Consider the following 19,253-nt stretch of genomic DNA (forward strand, 5'->3'; position numbering starts at 1 on the left):
TCGCTGGGCACACCAGGCAGCCGCCGAAGCAAAATTGCTTCGGCAGCTGCTTTTTTATATTGAATTGAAGTGACAGCTAAAAGCTTTTCCCATCGATACGGCTTGCCATATGAGCCGAAGCTGGTATAATAGAACTTGTCGCTTAGGTGAGAAGTACTCAGCTATAGTTATGGTCCCGTGGTGTAGCGGTTAACATGCCTGCCTGTCACGCAGGAGATCGCGGGTTCGATTCCCGTCGGGACCGCCATTTTGATATGCTCATAAACACAGCACCTATGCTGTGTTTATTTTTTTGTATATGGCGGGAAAGTCCGCTACACTATGAACAGAATCGCAAAAGGGGTTTTGGGAAATGACCTATGAAGCAACGGTATATTCGCCCGACGAAACGGAAGCACTTGCTGGTAAGTTGGCGCTTTTACTGAAGCCGCGTGATTTAGTGACATTAGAAGGGGATTTGGGGGCAGGCAAGACAACCTTCACAAAAGGCTTGGCCAAAGGGCTGGGCATAGAACGGACCGTGAATTCTCCTACCTTCACTATCGTTAAACAGTACGAAGGCCGTTTGGGATTGAACCATATTGATGCTTACCGTCTGGAAGACAGCGATGAGGATATCGGATTCGAAGAACTTCTCGGAAGCGACGCAGTGACGGTCGTAGAGTGGGCGCAATTCATTGAAGAATACTTACCAGCGAAACGGCTGGAAATCCGTATCAGGCGGGAATCGGAGAACATCCGCCACGTCTCTTTCCACCCATATGGAGACCGGTATGAACTTATCTGCAAGGAGCTGATGGAATGACGTGGCTAGGAATCGATACTTCAAACTCTCCTCTTGCAGTAGGTCTCGTTAAAGATGGCGTAACACTCATTGAAGAGACTTCCAACTTGAAGATCAATCATTCCCTGACAGCAATGCCGGCTGTGGAATCGCTGCTGCATCGGGCCTCGCTTAAACCAGGGGATCTGACACATATCGCGGTTGCCCAAGGACCAGGTTCTTATACCGGTGTCCGGATCGGCATGACGATTGCAAAGACACTCGCATGGTCACTCGGACTTCCGCTTGTTCCAGTCTCCAGTCTTAAGATTCTAGCGGCGAACGGTCGCTATTTCAATGGCATGATCTGTCCGATCATTGACGCCCGTCGCGGCACCGTCTATGCTGGTACATTCAAAGGACCATCTCTTCTTTCGGCGGAACCTGAAGCCCATCAGGAGCTTTCTGATTTACTGGGGCGTCTGGAGACAGCAGAAGGAACCATCTTGTTCGCGGGATCAGACGCATCACAGCATGAGGAGACGATCCGGAATGCATTAGGTGATCGGGCGTTATTTCTTGGATCACATAACCGGCTGCCGCGGGCATCTGAACTGATTCGATTGGCGATGGAAGAAACGCCAGTTAATGCCCATGCGGCGGTGCCGGAGTATCGGCGACTGGCAGAAGCGGAAGCAAACTACCTGAAGGCCCGGAAAGGACCGGCAACATGAATAACGAACCGGTATTCCGGCGGATGACGGATCGTGATATCGATCAAGTTTTTGCCATTGAACTGAAGTCTTTCACGATTCCCTGGACGAAAGAAGCCTTTTATCACGAGATGCAGCACAATGAAAATGCGCTTTATCTTGTTGCGGAATTGGGAAGCCGGATTGTGGGCTATTGCGGAATGTGGCTCATCATCGATGAAGCGCACATCACGAATGTTGCCGTCCTGCCTGAAGCCCGTGGAAGGAAAATCGGGGAAGGACTTATGCGTTCGGCAATTGCGGCTGCCCGTGCACAGGGAGCCCGTCACATGACTCTCGAAGTCCGGGTAAGCAATAAAGTCGCCCAGAACTTATATCGGAAGCTTGGTTTTATTGAAGGCGGAATACGGAAAAGATACTATACAGATAACTACGAGGATGCGCTCGTAATGTGGGTGAGTTTTCATGACAATGGATAAATATATACTCGGGATTGAAACAAGCTGCGATGAGACGGCCGCTTCTGTCGTAAAGAATGGCACAGAGATTATTTCGAATGTGGTCGCTTCGCAAATCGACAGCCATAAACGATTCGGTGGGGTCGTACCGGAAGTGGCTTCGCGTCATCATGTCGAACGGATTACCATGGTGATTGAAGAAGCGCTCAGCCAAGCCGATATGGAACCTGAAGAGCTGACGGCAGTTGCCGTGACAGAAGGTCCCGGACTCGTAGGAGCGCTTTTGATCGGCGTCAATGCTGCAAAGGCCTTTGCTTTTGCGAACGGTCTTCCCCTTATAGGGGTCCATCACATAGCAGGGCATATCTACGCTAATCGGCTCGTCCAGGAAATGGATTTTCCATTGCTTGCACTGGTTATTTCAGGCGGGCACACAGAATTGATTTACATGGAAAGTCATGGGAGTTTTGATGTAATTGGCGAAACACGGGATGATGCAGCGGGTGAAGCATTTGATAAAGTCGCACGCTCGCTGAAACTGCCATACCCCGGAGGGCCGCATGTCGACCGGCTTGCCCAGGAAAGCAGAGAAACGGTCCAGTTCCCGCGCGTCTGGCTTGAGACAGAATCCTATGACTTCAGCTTTAGCGGGCTGAAATCCGCTGTGCTGAACCACTTGCATAATGCGGCTCAGCGGGGAGAGGAGGCGGACCCTGCGGCGATAGCAAGGGGCTTCCAGGAGAGTGTGGTGGAAGTGGTGACCGGCAAGACGGTGCGTGCGGCCGAAGCATATGGCGTCCGCCAAGTTATTGCGGCAGGCGGAGTGGCCGCCAATAAGGGGCTAAGGACTTCCCTCCAAGCCGCTTTCGCGGAAAAGGGAATTCCATTTTATATTCCGCCGCTTCCGCTTTGTACAGATAATGCAGCGATGATCGCAGCGGCGGGAACAGTGATGTATGAGCAAGGAATTCGAAGTACAATGGCAATGAATGGCCGTCCGGGATTGATTCTTCAGTCCTGGAAAGAAAAAAGCGGATTTTCTGTCTGAACCGGGACGGAAAACCGCTTTTTTCATTATCGCAGGCAATTGTTTCTGTCAATAGAGAACATTTGTACTTATGCACATTTTGTGAATAACCTGTGTATAAGTAGAGGGTAAATAGGCCCGGTTCCTATATATTGTGTGTGGTTATTCAACCAAGTTTGTGTATAACTTTTTCTTTTTCTGTGGATAATGTGTAAAAGTCTGTTGATAGCCGTTGTTGTCACGAGGTATTTGTGAATAACTTTGTGGAAATGAAAAAGTTGATCAAAGCCCTTGACCAACATATAGGAATAAGAATAAGCCTTTATGTTTTCCCGTTAAGAAGGATATTAAACAAAAAACCGCATGCGGCTGCATGCGGTCATGTCATGAACGTCTCCAGTTCTTCCTGAAGTTCTACCCAGCGTTCCGTTTCCCGGTCGTGGGTTTCCTTCAATTGTTCCAGCTCCCGCTGCAAGGGCAGGACACGCTCATGGTCCTGAAACACTTCAGGATTACACAATTGTTCTTCAATGGCTGCAATCTGCTCATCAAGTTCTCCGATGTCTGCTTCCAAGGATGCAAGCTGGCGGGTCAGCTGGCGCTCCCGCTTTTGGATATCCTTATCAAACCGTCCGGTGGTCTGACGGGAAGTCTGGGCTAGGGGTTTCGCGGCTTCTTCGGCGAGTGCTTGCAGCTCTTCAGCTTCCTGTTTCTTTTCCAGATAGTAATCATAGTCGCCAAGGAATTCCTCGGTTCCTTCCGGCGTCAGTTCAATCACTTTTGTGGCAATCCGGTTCATGAAGTAGCGGTCGTGCGACACAAAGAGGATGGTGCCGGGATAATCGATGAGTGCTGCTTCAAGCACTTCTTTGCTATCGAGATCCAGATGGTTCGTCGGTTCATCGAGAATAAGGACATTAGCTTTTTGCATCATGAGCTTTGACAGCGCCACTCGGGCTTTTTCGCCGCCTGACAGGGAAGAGACCGGTTTCAGGACATCGTCTCCAGTGAAAAGGAAATTGCCCAAGATACCCCGTATGTCTTTTTCTGGAACTTGAGGATATTCATCCCACAATTCATTGAGGACGGTCTTATTTCCCGTCAGTTCTGCCTGTTCTTGGTCATAGTAACCGATGTGGACGCCGGTGCCGCGCTGGATGGTTCCGGACAGAAGGGTATCATTCTTGACGATCGCTTCCAGCAATGTCGATTTGCCGACGCCGTTCGGTCCGACAAGCGCCAGGCTGTCCCCCCGGAAAAGCTTAAAGGAGATGTTATGGGCGACCGGCTCTTCTCCGTAACCGATGGAAACGTCATCCGCCATAAGTACGTCATTGCCGCTCTGCCGACGGATGGAGAAGCCGAAGCGCGCCGACTTTTCATCGCCTTCAGGCGCGTCCATCCAATCCGTCTTTTCAAGGACCTTGCGTCTGCTTTGCGCCATTTTCGTTGTTGACGCGCGGACGATATTCTTCTGGACGAACTCTTCAAGTTTCGCTTTTTCTTCCTGCTGTTTATCATATTGCTTCCGGTCGAGTTCGTATTGCTTTGCCTTTTCTTCTAAATAACGGGTGTAATTCCCGGTGAATCGCTTCATTCTGCGCCGGGAAACTTCGTAGACCGTCGTCACGACTTGGTCAAGGAAGTAGCGGTCGTGTGAAACGATCAGCAGAGCGCCGGGATAACCTTTCAAATAGGATTCGAGCCAGCGGAGCGTTTCGATGTCCAGGTGGTTGGTCGGCTCATCGAGGATAAGCAGCTGTGGTTTCTCCAGCAGGAGTTTGGCCAGCATAAGCCGGGTTTTCTGGCCGCCGGAAAGCGTGGCGACCGGTTTATCATAATCTTCAGGATAGAACTTCATTCCGTGGAGCACAGCGCGGGTATCGGATTCATACTGGTAACCGCCCCCGTCCTTGAACGTATGCTGCAGTGTATCATATTCGGCCATCACTTTACGGGTCAGCTGGGGATCATTGTAGACGTCAGGATCGGCCATCTTCTGTTCCAGCTGCCGCAAGTTCCGTTCCTGTTTGCGGAACCGTTCGAATACGGTCATCATTTCATCCCAGACTGTCCGGGGGGAATCAATTCCCGAGTGCTGCTCAAGGTAGCCGGTTGTCAGGTCCTTCGGCATGATGATTTCGCCGCCGTCATAAGACATCTCGCCCGCTATGATTTTCAAAAGTGTCGATTTGCCGGCTCCGTTGCGTCCGACGAGTGCGACACGGTCACGGTGCTGCACTTCCAATTTCACCCCGGAGAGTACTTCTTCCGCTCCGAATGACTTCTGGATGTTGTTCACTTGTAATACGATCATCCGGTTCACCTCAATTCTGTTTCAAGTTTAGCCGAAGTACTGCCGCTGTGCAACGGACCGGCTTTACAGAACCTTTGTCCTCGGGTAAGATAGTAACGATTTGACAAGACTGCAGGAGGGTGTTTTCCTTGATTGAAGCTTCAAAGATCCCGCAGGCGACGGCGAAACGGCTGCCGCTGTATTACCGGTTTTTGCAGAACTTTGCGAATGCCGGCAAAGTCCGCGTGTCCTCCCGCGAGTTGAGTGAAGCCATGAAGATTGATTCTGCGACGATCCGCCGGGATTTTTCACATTTCGGTGCATTCGGGAAGAAAGGCTACGGTTATCATGTCCAGGAGCTGCTCGAGTTTTTTCGCGGAATCCTCGACCGGGATGAAGCAACGAATGTCGCGCTGATCGGTGTCGGCAGTCTCGGGAATGCCTTCTTGAAATATAACTTTCAGCGGAACCACAATACGAAGATCGTGCTGGCGTTCGACACCGGCAGTCCGGCGGAAGGGGAAGAGCAGAGCGGCATTATGACCTATCACCCCGACCTTCTGGAAGAGAAACTGCTGGAATTCGGCATCGAACTCGTCATTCTGACCGTGCCGTCAAGCGCGGCCCAGGAGATGGCCGACCGGCTTGCAGCCACAAACATTAAAGGGATTTTGAATTTCACGCCCGTCCGCATCGATGTGCCGGAGCGGATCCGCATCCATACTATTGATCTGTCAGTCGAACTGCAGACGCTTATATATTTTATCCGTCAGCAAGAGACGTAAAACCGTCACATTTGGAAAACCGCTGCAAATAGCCAAAGTACAGGCGATGCGCTAAAATAGAGTCATACTGTTAGGAGGTGTCCGATACGATGCCAGGTCCGCTTAGTCTGATTGTCATTGCAATCGTTGCCCTGATCATTTTCGGTCCGAAGAAACTGCCTGAGTTTGGAAGAGCATTCGGCTCTTCGCTCCGTGAATTCAAGAATGCGACAAAAGGGCTCATCGATGATGAAGATGAAACCGCAACAAAGAAAGACGACCAAAAAGAAGTAAAGTAAGGATGTCATTTTAATGAAACAGAACGATATGACGCTGGTCGAACATATAGAGGAATTGCGAAAACGGCTAGCGATCATAGTCGTTTTCTTTCTGTTGGCGCTTGTCGTAAGCTTTTTTCTGTCCGGTCCGCTGATTGAATACCTGCAGTTCAACGACCATGCAGAGGATCTGGAGCTTAACGCGTTCAAGATTACAGACCCGCTGAAGATTTACTTGGAAGTCATGCTGATTTTGGCCGCGGTCATCATTTCACCGGTCATCCTGTATCAAGTTTGGGCGTTCGTCAGTCCGGGACTCCACGAGAACGAACGGAAAGTGACGCTCAGCTATATCCCGTTTTCCATGCTGTTGTTCCTCGGAGGCGTCGCATTTGGATACTTCATCTTGTTTCCGTACGCCATCGGATTCATGCTCCGGATTTCAGAGAGTCTGGAAATCGTAGAGACAATCGGTATCACCGAATACTTTACGTTCCTCTTCCAGATGACACTGCCATTCGGCGCTGTGTTCCAGCTTCCCGTGCTGATGCTGTTCCTGACACGACTTGGCGTTCTGACGCCGATGCAGATGATCCAGCTGCGGAAATACGCGTATTTCATTCTGATCGTCATTGCGGCCTTTGTTACGCCGCCTGATATCATTTCACACCTGATGGTCACTGTGCCGCTTCTTCTGTTATACGAGGCGAGCATCGTAATCGCAAAGGTCGGTTACCGGAAACACTTGAAGGCTGAACAGCAGCAGATCATCGAAGAACAGCAAGAGGCTGTCCCGAAGCGCCCATAGAGCGCAGAGGACAGCCTCTTTTTAAATAGGAATAAAACCGGAGCCGGTTCAGTCTGTACCGGCTCTGCAAAACCTGCTCGCTTTCTGTGGGCAGCCAAAAGGAATGGTACTGGGGATACTTGCAAGTATATTTCAGAATTGGAGACTATCAGATTAAAAGAAAAGAAAAAATCCATGCTGCTCCTGCGGGAAAACTGATTGTCCGAGACCCCGTAAGCCCGCGGCAACGGGTGCGGAGGCCCGGCAGTCAATCCGCGGAAAGGGCATGGGTTTTTCTTTTCAAATTCAAATCGATTGTCACCCCTGCAGCCGCTGGAGTTCTTCCAGCTGGCGCATGAAGTTCTCGATTTTATCCATGTTCAGCTGGATCAGCATGACGTAGCCATTCAGCAGCATATGGGCGATGATCGGTGTGATGATGCGCTTCGTCCGCTGGTACAGGAACGCCAGGATAAGCCCTGTGGTGAAGTACAGGAGCAGGTGGATGAATTCCATATGGACGGCAGCGAATGCGAGTGCGCTGATGGCTGTCGCCAGCCAGAAATTCATCGTCTGGTTCAGTGAACCGAAGACGACGCGGCGGAACACGAGTTCCTCCAGGATCGGGCCGAAGACGACGACGGCAATGACCATGATCGGCGCGGCAGCAGCCACGGTGGCGATGCTCGCTGTGTTGGCGGAACCGGGTTCAATCCCGATGGCGACTTCGATGAGGGCTGCAGCCGTCTGGCCGATGAGGAGCAGGAAGAAACCGAGCACGCCCCAGCCGATGGCAGCCCACATGCTGGAACTCTTGCCTTTCCAAATATCGAAAAAGCGCTTGTCACGCGCGATGAAGATCAGGATGGCGAGCAGTCCGAGGCCGAATGTGATGAACGTCACCCAGCCGGCCGCAGAGAACCGGGCGGCCTGTTCGGCAAGTCCCTGATTCTCGAAATAATTGAACAGCGGGATGATGAGAAAGATGCCGGAAACTTGGGCGATGATATAAATGAGCAGAATGAACAGCGCGGTGCGCCGGGTTTTATTTGCAGAAGAACGTTTCGTAGCCATGAGCCAGTCCTTTCCTGATGGGGAATCCTTTTCCCCTATTGTAGAGCTTTAAAAACATCGCCGCAAAGATTAAAATTTTTCACCTTCCTACTTGCAAAAATGCGGTGCAGTAAGTAAACTGATAATTGGATTAGCACTCAGCTACAAAGAGTGCTAACAACAGATGGATCACATATTTTGAGGAGGGTGTTTCAATTGTTAAGACCATTGGGAGATCGTGTTGTTATCGAGCTCGTCGAAGCGGAAGAGAAAACTTCCAGCGGAATCGTCCTGCCGGGTTCGGCTCAGGAAAAGCCGCAGGAGGGCAAAGTGATCGCCGTCGGCGCAGGTGCGCTGCTGGACAACGGTCAGCGCGGTGAAATGGAAGTCAAAGAAGGCGACCGCATCATTTTCTCGAAGTATGCTGGGACTGAAGTGAAATCGGAAGGCAAAGAATATCTCGTCTTGCGCGAAAGCGACATTCTGGCAGTAATCGGATAATCCATTTTATCGAGACAGGAGGAATTGAACGATGGCAAAAGACATTAAATTCTCAGAAGATGCACGCAGCCTGATGGCGCGTGGTGTGGATCAGCTTGCAAACGCGGTGAAAGTGACACTTGGACCGAAAGGGCGCAACGTCGTGCTGGAAAAGAAATTCGGCTCGCCGCTCATCACGAATGACGGGGTGACGATCGCGAAGGAAATCGAACTCGAAGACGCATTCGAAAACATGGGTGCGAAACTCGTGGCGGAAGTTGCTTCCAAAACGAACGACATCGCAGGTGACGGAACGACGACTGCGACTGTCCTTGCCCAGGCGATGATCCGCGAAGGGCTGAAGAATGTCACAGCAGGTGCGAACCCTGTCGGCATCCGCCGCGGAATCGAACTGGCAGTAGAACGTGCGCTTGGCGAACTGAAAGACATTTCGAAGCCGATCCAGGGCAAAGAAGAGATCTCCCAGGTAGCCGCCATTTCTTCCGGGGACGATGAAGTCGGCCAGCTGATCGCGGAAGCGATGGAGCGCGTCGGCAACGACGGCGTCATCACGATTGAAGAATCACGCGGCTTCACTACAGAACTCGATGTCGTCGAAGGGATGCAATTCGACCGCGGTTACGCGTCTCCTTACATGGTGACAGATTCCGACAAAATGGAAGCAGTCCTTGAAAACCCGTATATCCTCATTACCGATAAGAAAATCGGCAACATTCAGGAAGTGCTGCCGGTACTCGAACAAGTTGTCCAGCAGAGCAGACCGCTTCTTCTCATCGCGGAAGACGTGGAAGGCGAAGCACTCGCAACCCTCGTAGTCAATAAACTCCGCGGCACATTCAACGCTGTCGCTGTCAAAGCGCCAGGCTTCGGTGACCGCCGGAAAGCGATGCTCGAAGATATCGCCGCACTGACAGGCGGCGAAGTGATCACAGAAGATCTCGGGCTCGACCTGAAGTCCGCTGATATCTCGCAGCTCGGCCGTGCGGCGAAAGTGGTTGTCACGAAGGAGAACACGACAATCGTTGAAGGCGCCGGCGATTCCGATAAGATTGCAGCGCGCGTCAACCAAATCCGCGGCCAGCTGGAAGACACGACGTCCGAGTTCGACAAAGAGAAACTGCAGGAACGTCTGGCGAAACTTGCTGGCGGTGTCGCCGTTATCAAAGTCGGTGCAGCGACAGAAACCGAATTGAAAGAGCGCAAACTGCGCATCGAAGACGCCCTGAACTCAACGCGTGCAGCGGTTGAGGAAGGTATCGTCTCCGGTGGGGGTACAGCTCTCATCAACATCTACAACAGCGTGAACGAACTGGCGGAAGGTCAGGAAGGCGACGTGGCGACAGGCGTGAAAATCGTCCTGCGCGCACTCGAAGAGCCGGTACGCCAGATTGCGGACAACGCAGGTCTCGAAGGCTCCATCATCGTCGATCGCTTAAAGCGTGAAGACGTCGGCATGGGCTTCAACGCGGCGAATGGTGAATGGGTGAACATGATCGACGCAGGAATCGTCGATCCGACGAAAGTGACGCGTTCCGCACTGCAGAATGCAGCTTCCGTTGCGGCGATGTTCCTCACCACTGAAGCGGTCGTGGCTGACATTCCGGAAGAAAATGCAGGCGGCGGTATGCCTGACATGGGCGGAATGGGCGGCATGATGTAAGGTGAAATGCTGAAACCTTGATACACCAAGGTTTCAGCGTTTTTTTATGGAAAAAACACAGCAGGAGTCGGAGAAATTACCGATGTGAGGAAAACTTCAACAGAGCCTTCTGCCATAACAGCAGGAGGCTTTTAGTGTGTCGAAAATTTAGAGATTTTGTGTATTTACCAGAAATATCAATTATAATTTCCTTCTTGGAAATTACTATGATACGTTTAGGGAGTAATACAAAAAAGAAGGAGGATGACAGCCTTGAAGAAGTTTTTAGCTGTACTTGTCGTATTGCTGGTGTTCAGCGGAACTCTTGCATCAACGTCTTCAGCTGCCGGATTCCCGGATGTAAATGAAGACGACCGGTTCTACGATGAAATCATGTATTTGACGGGCGAATCCATCATCAACGGATTCCCGGATGGGACTTTCCAGCCGAAAGGGGATGTAACCCGCGCCCAGGCAGCCATTATGATCGGCCGGGCCTTAGGTTATGACGGAACTCAGCAGGATACAGCGTTCCCGGACGTTGATGCGGATGTGAGAGCCAGTGGTTATATTGCAGCGCTGACAGAAGCAGGCATCATCAATGGGTATCCGGACGGTACATATCGCCCCGGTGATGTGGTGACCCGCGCTGAAATGGCAATTTTCCTGCACCGTGCATTTGTCTCTGAAGAATACGAAGGGACCGAGGATTTCAGCGATGTCGCACCTGGAATGCGCTCATTCGAAGCAATTGCGGATCTTCAGTCACTTGGCATAGCCGGCGGATACCCGGACGGGACATTCCGACCGGATGTGGAACTTAACCGCGAGCAGTTTGCCGCATTTATGGCACGTGCGGTGAATCCTGATGTATTTGCTCTGGCAGACGTCACAGGCGAACTGGATGTGACGTTCCTGGAAGTCGGTCAGGGCGATGCGATCCTGATCGAGTATCCGAACGGAGAAGTTGCATTGGTGGATGCCGGACGTTACGGCACAGTCATTGATGCAGCGCTTCAAGCAGCAGGGGTGACACAGATTGATACGTTTATCGCGACACACCCTGACGCCGACCATATCGGCGGAGCAGCACACGTTATCGAGAATTACGGCGTAACGCACGTCGTGGATAGCGGACAGGTCCATACGACTGAAGTATTTGCGGATTACCTGGCAGCTGTGGATTCATCCGGCGCCACATTCGAGACTGCGGAAATCGGAGACGATGTATCGGGTGATTCGTCTGTTGAAGCGGAAGTTCTGGCTGTGGATGATGCTGCATCTGATTTTAACGAGGGATCGATCGTAATCATGCTTTCGCATGGCAACAATGATTTCTTGCTGACAGGGGATGCTGAAGCGACAACGGAAGCGGAGCTTGTGGCGAATTATGATCTGGATGCTGAAGTGCTGAAAGTAGGCCATCACGGATCAGATTCCAGCACAACGCAAGCTTTCGTTAATGAAGTGGATCCGGAACTCGCCGTGATTTCTGTCGGTGAAAATTCATACGGACATCCGACCCAGGAAGTCGTGAACCGGCTGCTGAACGCCGGCGCTGAAGTCATCAGCACAATGGATGGTACGGTGGTCGTGGAGAGCGACGGCAATTCGCTTTATGTCGCTCAGCTTGACTCACCGACCGACGGAGGCATTACGCCGCCACCGCCGAAGCCGCCAGTTGACGAGACGACGCACGCACCGCAAATCGTCGGAAAGAACTTAGAGACGGAAACTGTAACCATTCAGAATACAGGTTCTGTCGATGTCGATATGACTGGGTGGACGCTGCTGAGTGTCGAGGGCAATCAGCTCTATACATTCCCGGCAGGCTATATCCTGAGAGCCGGTTACAGCGTGAATATCAATGCCGGCCGGAACTCTGTCCACAATCCGCCGAGCGATCTGGAGTGGTCTGATGCCTACATCTGGAACAACGATGGCGATGAAGCGGAACTGTATGATCCGGCGGGCGTCCTTATTTCTGAACGCCCATAAGGGAGGCTTTTGAATGAAGGACGGGAAGTACACCATCGATTCCATCGAGGATGGCATTGTACGTCTCCTTTACCGGGAGGACGAGTACGACGAGGAGTATCTGAATGTTTCCGAATTCCCGATTGATATCGAGGAGGGATTGATTGTGGAGGTTAAAACAAAGAATGACCGGTACATTATCCAGCCTCTGTATCAGGAGACGGAGCAGCGGAAAAAACAGATGCGCGGCATAATGGAGAAACTGAAGAAACGGAAATGACTAAAGCCCTCTGCCTATGCGGCAGGGGCTTTAGTTGCTTTAAGAAAAGGGGAGGTCAATCAGTTGACTGTATACGGTATGGGGTATATGATTGAGCCAATCTCCGCCATACTGCTTAAGTTAAAGTGGAATTCGGCAGAAAACGCGGGGATATTCCAGCAGTGACTGATGAAGAAGGAAAAGAAAATCTGAAAGGGTGTGCGTACGTTGATTCAAAAACGGACAGATCCAGCCCGAGCCCATGTTTTATTGAGCGAAGAACGGAAAATGTTGCTCCCGCCCGATTCGATTATTGACCAGCTGGCGCTTCTTCCGACGGACCGGGTGCTCGAATTGGGAGCGGGAAACGGCTATTTTACCCTTCCTTTGGCCAGGCGGAATCCGGAAACAGTGATTGCCGCCGACATCCAGCCTGAGATGATTGAGCTGCTGAAGCGGCAGGCGGAAAAAGAAGGGCTGAAGAACATTCAGTATGTAGAGGGCAACTTGGAAGAACTCCCGCTCGGGAACGGCACGGCTGATAAGATTTTCGCCGCTTTTTCCATCCATGAGGCGGATGATCTGAATCGTGCAATTCAGGAAGCGAAACGGATCTTGAAACCTGCGGGTCAACTGATGATCATCGAATGGGAAGCTGCGATGACAGAAAACGGGCCGCCATTTTTGGGGAAAATCCCGATTGAGGAAATTGTTCCGGTTCTGCAGCTGAACGGATTCGATGTGACGGTGAAGCACTTGAATCCCATTCATTATGCGATTCATGCAGTGCCTGCTGAAGAAGGGATTCTCCGGCAGAAACTGTGCAGGGATTCGTTCCGGTCGAAGGAAGCGGACTGCTTTAGAAAGCTTAGTTAGCCTAGCGGGAATCGATTCTGCAGCTGCAACGGATGTTTTTTTAGTCCGCTGACTGGGGAAAGAAATAGTGGTGAATTTATTCAAAACAAGAAAGAAGGGTGACAAATGTTTCATTACACAGTAGAAACAACGAAAAGTAAGGATGTAGCTGTCCGTACGCTTGAAGAGAATTTAAAGGAAGAAAAGTTCGGCGTCCTCTGGAATTTTGACCTGACGGCGAAGCTGCAGGAAAAAGGAGAAGATTTCAATACACCATTCACAGTGCTTGAAGTGTGTAATCCTCAGGAAGCGAATAAAGTGCTGTCTGAAGAACTGCTGGTCGGTTACTTCCTGCCGTGCAAAATCGTCGTGTATGAAGATGGCGATACAACGAAAATCGGAATGCCCAAGCCGACTGCGCTCATCGACATGGTGGAGAATGATAAACTGAAGGTGATTGCGCAAGACATCGAACAGCGATTAAAAGAGTGTATTGACAAGTCGGTATAATTTTTTTGAAACTGAAATACCCCTATAGGTAACAAGGCTGATAGAAATGCTTGGGTTTTATTCTGACGAAGACGCCTGGCAAACGAAGTGAAAAAATGGAGGTTCTCTTTAGCGGAGCAAAATACTTGCTTGCATACCCAAAGGGGTATAATATGGAGGATGTAAGCAAGAGATTCTACTTTAAAAAGGAGAACGATTATAAATGCAGTACGATAAAAAGGTCGAAAACCGGCTGAAACGGATTGAAGGCCAAATTCGCGGCGTGCTCCAGATGATGGAGAAAGAAGGCGATTGCCGTGATGTGGTCATGCAGCTGTCAGCTATCCGAAGTGCGGTGGACCGTACGATCGGCGTCATCGTCAGTGAGAACTTGGAACAGTGTGTGCGTGAAAGTGTGGAAAGCGGGAAAGACACCGATAAAGTTGTGAAGGAAGCTGTGGAACTGCTCGTCCGAAGCAGATGATCGAATCCGTCAGCCATCATCGTTGACGGATTTGGTTTTGCCTGATAGTATACCCCAGTAGGTATGAGTTTGCTGCGGTAAGGCGGATTATTTTTTTTGACTCATAATATACCCCTGGTGGTATAAGTAGAAGGAGAATCGAAATGGAACAAAAAAAGACGACCAATATCATCCTCTTCAGTGGGGATTACGATAAAGCGATGGCTGCGTACATCATCGCGAATGGAGCGGCGGCTTATGATCATGAAGTCACCATCTTCCATACATTCTGGGGACTGAATGCGCTGCGGAAGGACCATCCGCCGGAACTGAAAAAAGGGTTCCTGGAACGGCAATTCGCCAGGATGATGCCGCGAGGCGCGGATAAATTGCCGTTATCGAAACTGAACATGAACGGCATGGGCCCGAAGATGATCAAACAAGTCATCAGGAAGCACAATGCCATGACCTTGCCGCAACTGGTTGAAATGGCGCGGGAGCAGGACATCAACCTGGTGGCGTGCACGATGACGATGGATCTACTCGGTCTCCAGCAGGAGGAATTGCTGGATGACATCACTTATGCAGGTGTCGCGGCATACCTTGCGGATGCGGAAGACGGAAACGTCAACCTGTTTATTTAATAAAAGAAAAGAGGGATTGAATGGAGATCCTAAGCTGGGTAATGATCGGTGCACTCGCTGTCTGGCTGATCTATAAAATGATCGGGCCGGCAAAAGGAATGCCTTCTGTAACGACAGATGAAGTGAAACCGATGCTGAAGACGAAAGGCATACAGTTCATCGACGTACGGACGCCGGGCGAATACCGGGCGAATGGGCTGAAGGCATTCAAAAACATCCCGCTGAACGAACTTCCGAGGCGGCTCGATGAGCTCGATCGCGATAAAGAAACTTATATCATCTGCCAGAGCGGCGCGCGGAGCAGCCGGGCATGCGCTATCTTAAAAAAGAATGGATTCAGCCAAGTGACGAATATCAGAGGCGGCATGGGTACATGGCGCTGATCAGCAACAGGAGGAGAACGGACATGAAAGAAATGACACCGCAGGAAGTACAGGCGTATCTGGAGAAAAATCCGGAAGCATCAGTGATCGATGTCCGGGAAGCGGCGGAAGTCCGGGCCGGCAAGATCCCGCAGGCGGTGAACATCCCGCTCGGTCTGATTGAGTTCCGGAAACAGGAGCTCGATCAATCGAAGGAACATATCCTCGTTTGCCGTTCCGGCAACCGGAGCGGAATGGCAGGACTGTACTTGGAGGGCTATGGCTTTGAGGTTATTAACATGACGGGCGGTATGCTCGAATGGGACGGCCCAACTGAATAAGATATGATGATATTTTTTTAAATCAAAATATACCCGTAGAGGTAAATGGAGGGTTTACGATGATTCAGACAGATAAAGTGCTTGATGCGAAAGGGCTTGCCTGCCCGATGCCGATTGTGCGGACAAAAAAGGCGATGAAGGAACTCGCGCCAGGTCAAGTGATTGAAGTACAGGCGACGGATAAAGGATCGCTTGCGGATATTAAGGCGTGGGCGAAATCAAGCGGTCACCAATACCTTGGCACGACAGAAGAAGGGGATGTGCTGAAGCATTACCTCCGCAAAGCGAGCGAAACGGAAGAACAAGAAGAAAAACAGTTCCCGCATACGGTGACGAATGACGACCTGCAGGATCAGCTGTCCCGGAAAGATGTCCTTGTAGTGGACGTACGGGAGCCGGCGGAATACGCATTCGGCCATATTCCGGGCGCCGTTTCCATTCCGCTCGGCGAACTGGACAGCCGTGCAGGCGAACTGGAAAAGGATAAAGAGATCATTGTTATCTGCCGGACCGGCAACCGAAGCGATTTTGCCGCAAAGCAGCTCGCAGACAGCGGATTCAGCCGCGTCAAAAATGCCGCAGACGGCATGACCCAATGGAATGGCCCGACGGAACAAAACGAAGCGTAAAATCAAGAAACTAAACAATAGCGGGAGGAATTCAGCATGGCAGGAAAAACAGCAATCATTGCATCAAACGGGACGTTATTCGATGCGTACAAGGTATACAATATCGCGACGGCGGCAGCGGCGAGCGATCACGAGGTCGCCATTTTCTTCACATTCGAAGGACTGAACCTCATTAATAAGGAAGCATACAGCCAATTGGCGATGCCTGAAGGCAAAGAAGGGATCGCGGAGGGGTTCAAGAAAGCGAATGTGCCCGCAATTCCGGAACTGGTGGAAATGGCACAGGAGCTGGGTGTGCGGTTCATCGGCTGTCAGATGACGATGGATGTATTGGGACTGGAGCAGGAAGCGTTTGTTGACGGCATTGAAGTCGGCGGTGCAGTGACGTTCCTGGAATTCGCAAAAGATGCGGATGTCACGCTGACGTTTTAAGCAGGATAAAATTTTTTAACGGATAATATACCCGGGGAGGTAATTGAGATATGACAGTAACAGCTTGGACGGCAAAAGAAGTGGCACGGAAGGTGCTGGATCGGTCTCCGTTATTCATTTTGGATGTCCGGAATGAAGACGCTTATGCAGATTGGAAAATCGAAGGCTATACAATCGATTACTTGAACGTTCCGTACTTCGACTTGCTCGACGGTGTGGAAGAAATCATGGATAAACTGCCGAAAGACCGCGAAATTCTTGTGGTCTGTGCGAAAGTCGGCTCATCACAGATGGTGGCGGAAATGCTGTCGGATGAAGGACTGGATGTGGCGTACTTGGAAGGCGGCATGAAAGCGTGGAGTGAATACTTGGAGCCCGTGAAAATCGGCGACTTGAAAGACGGCGGCGAACTGTATCAGTTTGTCCGTCTCGGAAAAGGCTGCCTGTCGTACATGGCGATTTCCGGCGGGGAAGCGGCGATCATTGATGCCACCCGCATGACCGATACATTCTTGGACTTCGCGGAAGAAAAAAATGCGCAGATCAAGCACGTGTTCGACACACACCTCCATGCCGACCACATTTCCGGCGGGCGGGAAATCGCGGAAGCCACAGGGGCGACGTACTATTTACCGCCGGAGGATGCAGAAGAAGTCGTATTCGAATACGCACCGCTGGAAAACGGACTGGAAGTGAAAATCGGTGATACACCGATTGCTGTACAGGCACTCTATTCACCGGGCCACACGATCGGCTCGACGTCGTTCATCGTCGACAACACGTATTTGATGACAGGTGATATTCTGTTCATCGATTCGATCGGGCGTCCCGACCTCGCCGGCCTGGCGGAAGACTGGGTGGGTGATCTGCGGGAAACGCTGTACAGCCGCTACCGTGAACTGTCGGATGAACTGATCGTGCTGCCGGCCCATTTCATGATTATGGATGAACTGAATGAAGATGGTTCAGTCGCGAAAAAACTGGGTGAACTGTTTGAAGACAACCACGGACTGAATGTAGAAGACGAGCAGACGTTCCGGGACATGGTGACGAAGAACCTGCCGCCGCAGCCGAACGCCTATGGTGAAATCCGCCAGACGAACATGGGGAAAATCACACCGGACGAAGAAAGTCAGCGGGAAATGGAAATCGGCCCGAACCGCTGTGCGGTCAGGTAATTAATAAAGAACAAACAATCAATAGACTGCGTTATGTTGAGATAAATATTCCACATAGCGGACGGCCCCGGAAAGAGTAAATGCGAGACGCCTGCGAACAGCAACGGTAAGGCAGTTGCCGCTGCTGTCTGCGGCAAGCCAGCGGGCTTTTACGGTCCGCATGGCGGGTTTGGATATTGTAAATTCTTTATCTCAACGTATAAAACAATAAAAGGAGCGATTCATTAATGAATGCAGATAAAATACTCGACGCCAAAGGGCTCGCTTGCCCAATGCCGATCGTCAAGACACGGAAAGAGATGAAAGACATGGAATCAGGCCAGGTGCTGGAAATCCACGCAACCGACAAAGGAGCGAAAGCGGACCTCGCCGCCTGGTCGAAATCCGGCGGCCACGCGTTGCTTGAGACGCGTGAAGAAGGGGACGTCCTGAAGTTCTGGATCTGCAAAGGCTGATAACAGAGACGGCAGGGCATCGCACGGATGCCCTGCCGTTTTAATTTGAAAGAAGGGGTTTGTTATGTCCATAGATTTTATTGTCGTACTTTTCCTGATCGGTTTCGTAGGTTCTTTCCTGTCAGGAATGGTCGGGATCGGCGGCTCGATCATCAAATATCCCATGCTGTTATACATCCCGCCGCTGCTCGGGTTTGCGGCGTTCGGAGCACATGAAGTGTCCGGCATCAGCGCCGTCCAGGTCTTTTTCGCCACCATCGCCGGCGTTTGGGCGTACCGGAATACCGGCTTGCTGAATAAAACCCTCATCGCGTTCATGGGGACCGCCATCCTGATCGGCAGCTTCATCGGCGGTTATGGCTCGACGCTTCTGTCGGCTTCAGCAATCAATACCGTCTACGCGGTGCTGGCGACGATTGCGGTGGTCATGATGTTCATGCCGCGTAAGGGATTGGATGATATCCCTGCTGATCAAGTATCGTTCAACCGCTGGCTCGCAGCCGGTCTCGCATTCGCAGTCGGCATCGCCGCCGGCATCGTCGGGGCGGCCGGGGCGTTCATCCTGGTGCCGATCATGCTGACGGTACTCAAAATTCCGACCCGGATGACGATCGCCACATCACTTGCCATCACCTTCATCTCATCCATCGGGTCGACAGTCGGGAAAGTGCTGACCGATCAAGTGCTGTACGGACCGGCGGCTGTCATGGTCATCGCCAGTCTGCTCGCAGCTCCGCTTGGCGCAAAAGCCGGCCAGAAAGCGAATACGAAATTCCTGCAATGGCTGCTGGCGCTCCTTATTTTAGCGACAGCAATGAAAATCTGGGTGGATATCCTAGGCTGACATAAGATGGATCGAGGACGCTGCACACTTGGTAATATCAAGTGTG

24 protein-coding genes and 1 tRNA gene are annotated in these 19,253 nt (G+C 51.3%); 23 read left to right on the plus strand and 2 right to left on the minus strand.

Annotated features, from left to right (window positions below; genetic code table 11):
• The first annotated feature begins 171 nt into the window (after window positions 1–171).
• The 5 genes from CCE92_RS13780 to tsaD all read left to right on the plus strand — a co-directional run bounded on the left by CCE92_RS13780 (window position 172) and on the right by tsaD (window position 2,982).
• Window positions 172–247: transfer RNA gene (locus CCE92_RS13780), tRNA-Asp, on the plus strand.
• A 105-nt stretch (window positions 248–352) separates the two neighbouring features.
• Window positions 353–805: a tRNA (adenosine(37)-N6)-threonylcarbamoyltransferase complex ATPase subunit type 1 TsaE gene (gene tsaE, locus CCE92_RS13785; RefSeq protein WP_088008867.1), complete on the plus strand. Its 453-nt coding sequence runs from the start codon at window positions 353–355 to the stop codon at window positions 803–805.
• The gene (gene tsaB / locus CCE92_RS13790) at window positions 802–1,497 is read left to right on the plus strand and encodes a tRNA (adenosine(37)-N6)-threonylcarbamoyltransferase complex dimerization subunit type 1 TsaB (protein WP_088008870.1); all 696 of its coding nucleotides are present in this window, start codon (window positions 802–804) and stop codon (window positions 1,495–1,497) included. Before tsaE ends, tsaB begins: the two co-directional genes overlap by 4 nt.
• The gene (gene rimI / locus CCE92_RS13795) at window positions 1,494–1,955 is read left to right on the plus strand and encodes a ribosomal protein S18-alanine N-acetyltransferase (protein WP_088008873.1); all 462 of its coding nucleotides are present in this window, start codon (window positions 1,494–1,496) and stop codon (window positions 1,953–1,955) included. The genes tsaB and rimI overlap by 4 nt, the downstream gene beginning before the upstream one ends.
• The gene (tsaD, locus tag CCE92_RS13800) at window positions 1,942–2,982 is read left to right on the plus strand and encodes a tRNA (adenosine(37)-N6)-threonylcarbamoyltransferase complex transferase subunit TsaD (protein ID WP_088008876.1); all 1,041 of its coding nucleotides are present in this window, start codon (window positions 1,942–1,944) and stop codon (window positions 2,980–2,982) included. Before rimI ends, tsaD begins: the two co-directional genes overlap by 14 nt.
• Before the next feature lie 358 nt (window positions 2,983–3,340).
• On the opposite strand, the gene CCE92_RS13805 is transcribed toward tsaD, so the two are convergent.
• Window positions 3,341–5,278 (minus strand): ABC-F family ATP-binding cassette domain-containing protein, encoded by a 1,938-nt coding sequence (locus tag CCE92_RS13805; RefSeq protein WP_088008880.1) that lies wholly within the window; start codon window positions 5,276–5,278, stop codon window positions 3,341–3,343.
• A gap of 128 nt (window positions 5,279–5,406) precedes the next feature.
• On the opposite strand from CCE92_RS13805, the gene CCE92_RS13810 reads away from it, so the two are divergent.
• The 3 genes from CCE92_RS13810 to tatC all read left to right on the plus strand — a co-directional run bounded on the left by CCE92_RS13810 (window position 5,407) and on the right by tatC (window position 7,107).
• Entirely contained in the window at window positions 5,407–6,042 is a 636-nt protein-coding gene (locus CCE92_RS13810; protein ID WP_088008882.1) for a redox-sensing transcriptional repressor Rex, read from the plus strand.
• A gap of 89 nt (window positions 6,043–6,131) precedes the next feature.
• On the plus strand, window positions 6,132–6,320 hold the full coding sequence (tatA, locus tag CCE92_RS13815; protein ID WP_088008885.1) for a twin-arginine translocase TatA/TatE family subunit: 189 nt from the start codon (window positions 6,132–6,134) through the stop codon (window positions 6,318–6,320).
• 13 nt (window positions 6,321–6,333) lie between these two features.
• Window positions 6,334–7,107, plus strand: coding sequence for a twin-arginine translocase subunit TatC (gene tatC, locus CCE92_RS13820; RefSeq protein ID WP_088008889.1), 774 nt, complete (start codon window positions 6,334–6,336; stop codon window positions 7,105–7,107).
• A 297-nt stretch (window positions 7,108–7,404) separates the two neighbouring features.
• On the opposite strand, the gene CCE92_RS13825 is transcribed toward tatC, so the two are convergent.
• Window positions 7,405–8,160: a CPBP family intramembrane glutamic endopeptidase gene (locus CCE92_RS13825; RefSeq protein WP_088008892.1), complete on the minus strand. Its 756-nt coding sequence runs from the start codon at window positions 8,158–8,160 to the stop codon at window positions 7,405–7,407.
• 195 nt (window positions 8,161–8,355) lie between these two features.
• Between CCE92_RS13825 and groES the strand changes: the two genes are divergently transcribed.
• The 15 genes from groES (at window position 8,356) to CCE92_RS13900 (ending at window position 19,207) form a co-directional block, all read left to right on the plus strand.
• On the plus strand, window positions 8,356–8,640 hold the full coding sequence (gene groES / locus CCE92_RS13830; protein ID WP_088008895.1) for a co-chaperone GroES: 285 nt from the start codon (window positions 8,356–8,358) through the stop codon (window positions 8,638–8,640).
• A 31-nt stretch (window positions 8,641–8,671) separates the two neighbouring features.
• Window positions 8,672–10,300: a chaperonin GroEL gene (gene groL / locus CCE92_RS13835; RefSeq protein WP_088008898.1), complete on the plus strand. Its 1,629-nt coding sequence runs from the start codon at window positions 8,672–8,674 to the stop codon at window positions 10,298–10,300.
• A 252-nt stretch (window positions 10,301–10,552) separates the two neighbouring features.
• Window positions 10,553–12,277, plus strand: coding sequence for an S-layer homology domain-containing protein (locus CCE92_RS13840; RefSeq protein ID WP_162287884.1), 1,725 nt, complete (start codon window positions 10,553–10,555; stop codon window positions 12,275–12,277).
• A 13-nt stretch (window positions 12,278–12,290) separates the two neighbouring features.
• The gene (locus CCE92_RS13845; RefSeq protein WP_088008904.1) at window positions 12,291–12,536 is read left to right on the plus strand and encodes a DUF3006 family protein; all 246 of its coding nucleotides are present in this window, start codon (window positions 12,291–12,293) and stop codon (window positions 12,534–12,536) included.
• Window positions 12,537–12,743: 207 nt separating this feature from the next.
• Window positions 12,744–13,391 carry a class I SAM-dependent methyltransferase gene (locus tag CCE92_RS13850; RefSeq protein ID WP_088008907.1) on the plus strand — a complete coding sequence of 216 codons (648 nt, stop codon included), beginning with the start codon at window positions 12,744–12,746 and terminating at the stop codon, window positions 13,389–13,391.
• 105 nt (window positions 13,392–13,496) lie between these two features.
• Window positions 13,497–13,880 carry a DUF302 domain-containing protein gene (locus tag CCE92_RS13855; protein ID WP_088008910.1) on the plus strand — a complete coding sequence of 128 codons (384 nt, stop codon included), beginning with the start codon at window positions 13,497–13,499 and terminating at the stop codon, window positions 13,878–13,880.
• Window positions 13,881–14,082: 202 nt separating this feature from the next.
• The gene (locus tag CCE92_RS13860) at window positions 14,083–14,343 is read left to right on the plus strand and encodes a metal-sensitive transcriptional regulator (RefSeq protein WP_088008912.1); all 261 of its coding nucleotides are present in this window, start codon (window positions 14,083–14,085) and stop codon (window positions 14,341–14,343) included.
• A 143-nt stretch (window positions 14,344–14,486) separates the two neighbouring features.
• Complete coding sequence (locus tag CCE92_RS13865) at window positions 14,487–14,966, plus strand: DsrE/DsrF/DrsH-like family protein (RefSeq protein WP_088008914.1); 480 nt, start codon at window positions 14,487–14,489, stop codon at window positions 14,964–14,966.
• A gap of 20 nt (window positions 14,967–14,986) precedes the next feature.
• Window positions 14,987–15,349, plus strand: a complete 363-nt coding sequence (locus CCE92_RS13870) for a rhodanese-like domain-containing protein (RefSeq protein ID WP_088008917.1) — start codon at window positions 14,987–14,989, stop codon at window positions 15,347–15,349.
• A gap of 23 nt (window positions 15,350–15,372) precedes the next feature.
• Window positions 15,373–15,669, plus strand: a complete 297-nt coding sequence (locus CCE92_RS13875) for a rhodanese-like domain-containing protein (RefSeq protein ID WP_088008920.1) — start codon at window positions 15,373–15,375, stop codon at window positions 15,667–15,669.
• Window positions 15,670–15,728: 59 nt separating this feature from the next.
• Entirely contained in the window at window positions 15,729–16,298 is a 570-nt protein-coding gene (locus tag CCE92_RS13880) for a sulfurtransferase TusA family protein (protein WP_088008923.1), read from the plus strand.
• Between the two features lie 36 nt (window positions 16,299–16,334).
• Window positions 16,335–16,730 carry a DsrE/DsrF/DrsH-like family protein gene (locus tag CCE92_RS13885; protein WP_088008926.1) on the plus strand — a complete coding sequence of 132 codons (396 nt, stop codon included), beginning with the start codon at window positions 16,335–16,337 and terminating at the stop codon, window positions 16,728–16,730.
• Window positions 16,731–16,780: 50 nt separating this feature from the next.
• Entirely contained in the window at window positions 16,781–17,908 is a 1,128-nt protein-coding gene (locus CCE92_RS13890; RefSeq protein ID WP_088008929.1) for an MBL fold metallo-hydrolase, read from the plus strand.
• Between the two features lie 227 nt (window positions 17,909–18,135).
• Window positions 18,136–18,363, plus strand: a complete 228-nt coding sequence (locus CCE92_RS13895) for a sulfurtransferase TusA family protein (RefSeq protein WP_088008935.1) — start codon at window positions 18,136–18,138, stop codon at window positions 18,361–18,363.
• 64 nt (window positions 18,364–18,427) lie between these two features.
• Window positions 18,428–19,207: a sulfite exporter TauE/SafE family protein gene (locus CCE92_RS13900; protein WP_088008938.1), complete on the plus strand. Its 780-nt coding sequence runs from the start codon at window positions 18,428–18,430 to the stop codon at window positions 19,205–19,207.
• Window positions 19,208–19,253: the final 46 nt, after the last annotated feature.

The organism is Indiicoccus explosivorum, assembly GCF_002167005.1.
Classification (GTDB): Bacteria; Bacillota; Bacilli; order Bacillales_A; family Planococcaceae; genus Indiicoccus; species Indiicoccus explosivorum.

Coding starts and splice junctions, on each gene's coding strand:
- CCE92_RS13885 (WP_088008926.1), top strand. CDS start 16,335: ATGGCAGGAAAAACAGCAATCATTGCATCAAACGGGACGTTATTCGAT.
- CCE92_RS13855 (WP_088008910.1), top strand. CDS start 13,497: ATGTTTCATTACACAGTAGAAACAACGAAAAGTAAGGATGTAGCTGTC.
- CCE92_RS13875 (WP_088008920.1), top strand. CDS start 15,373: ATGAAAGAAATGACACCGCAGGAAGTACAGGCGTATCTGGAGAAAAAT.
- CCE92_RS13825 (WP_088008892.1), bottom strand. CDS start 8,160: ATGGCTACGAAACGTTCTTCTGCAAATAAAACCCGGCGCACCGCGCTG.
- tatC (WP_088008889.1), top strand. CDS start 6,334: ATGAAACAGAACGATATGACGCTGGTCGAACATATAGAGGAATTGCGA.
- rimI (WP_088008873.1), top strand. CDS start 1,494: ATGAATAACGAACCGGTATTCCGGCGGATGACGGATCGTGATATCGAT.
- CCE92_RS13805 (WP_088008880.1), bottom strand. CDS start 5,278: ATGATCGTATTACAAGTGAACAACATCCAGAAGTCATTCGGAGCGGAA.
- CCE92_RS13845 (WP_088008904.1), top strand. CDS start 12,291: ATGAAGGACGGGAAGTACACCATCGATTCCATCGAGGATGGCATTGTA.
- tsaB (WP_088008870.1), top strand. CDS start 802: ATGACGTGGCTAGGAATCGATACTTCAAACTCTCCTCTTGCAGTAGGT.
- tatA (WP_088008885.1), top strand. CDS start 6,132: ATGCCAGGTCCGCTTAGTCTGATTGTCATTGCAATCGTTGCCCTGATC.
- CCE92_RS13865 (WP_088008914.1), top strand. CDS start 14,487: ATGGAACAAAAAAAGACGACCAATATCATCCTCTTCAGTGGGGATTAC.
- CCE92_RS13860 (WP_088008912.1), top strand. CDS start 14,083: ATGCAGTACGATAAAAAGGTCGAAAACCGGCTGAAACGGATTGAAGGC.
- CCE92_RS13890 (WP_088008929.1), top strand. CDS start 16,781: ATGACAGTAACAGCTTGGACGGCAAAAGAAGTGGCACGGAAGGTGCTG.
- CCE92_RS13900 (WP_088008938.1), top strand. CDS start 18,428: ATGTCCATAGATTTTATTGTCGTACTTTTCCTGATCGGTTTCGTAGGT.
- tsaD (WP_088008876.1), top strand. CDS start 1,942: ATGACAATGGATAAATATATACTCGGGATTGAAACAAGCTGCGATGAG.
- CCE92_RS13870 (WP_088008917.1), top strand. CDS start 14,987: ATGGAGATCCTAAGCTGGGTAATGATCGGTGCACTCGCTGTCTGGCTG.
- groL (WP_088008898.1), top strand. CDS start 8,672: ATGGCAAAAGACATTAAATTCTCAGAAGATGCACGCAGCCTGATGGCG.
- CCE92_RS13895 (WP_088008935.1), top strand. CDS start 18,136: ATGAATGCAGATAAAATACTCGACGCCAAAGGGCTCGCTTGCCCAATG.
- CCE92_RS13880 (WP_088008923.1), top strand. CDS start 15,729: ATGATTCAGACAGATAAAGTGCTTGATGCGAAAGGGCTTGCCTGCCCG.
- tsaE (WP_088008867.1), top strand. CDS start 353: ATGACCTATGAAGCAACGGTATATTCGCCCGACGAAACGGAAGCACTT.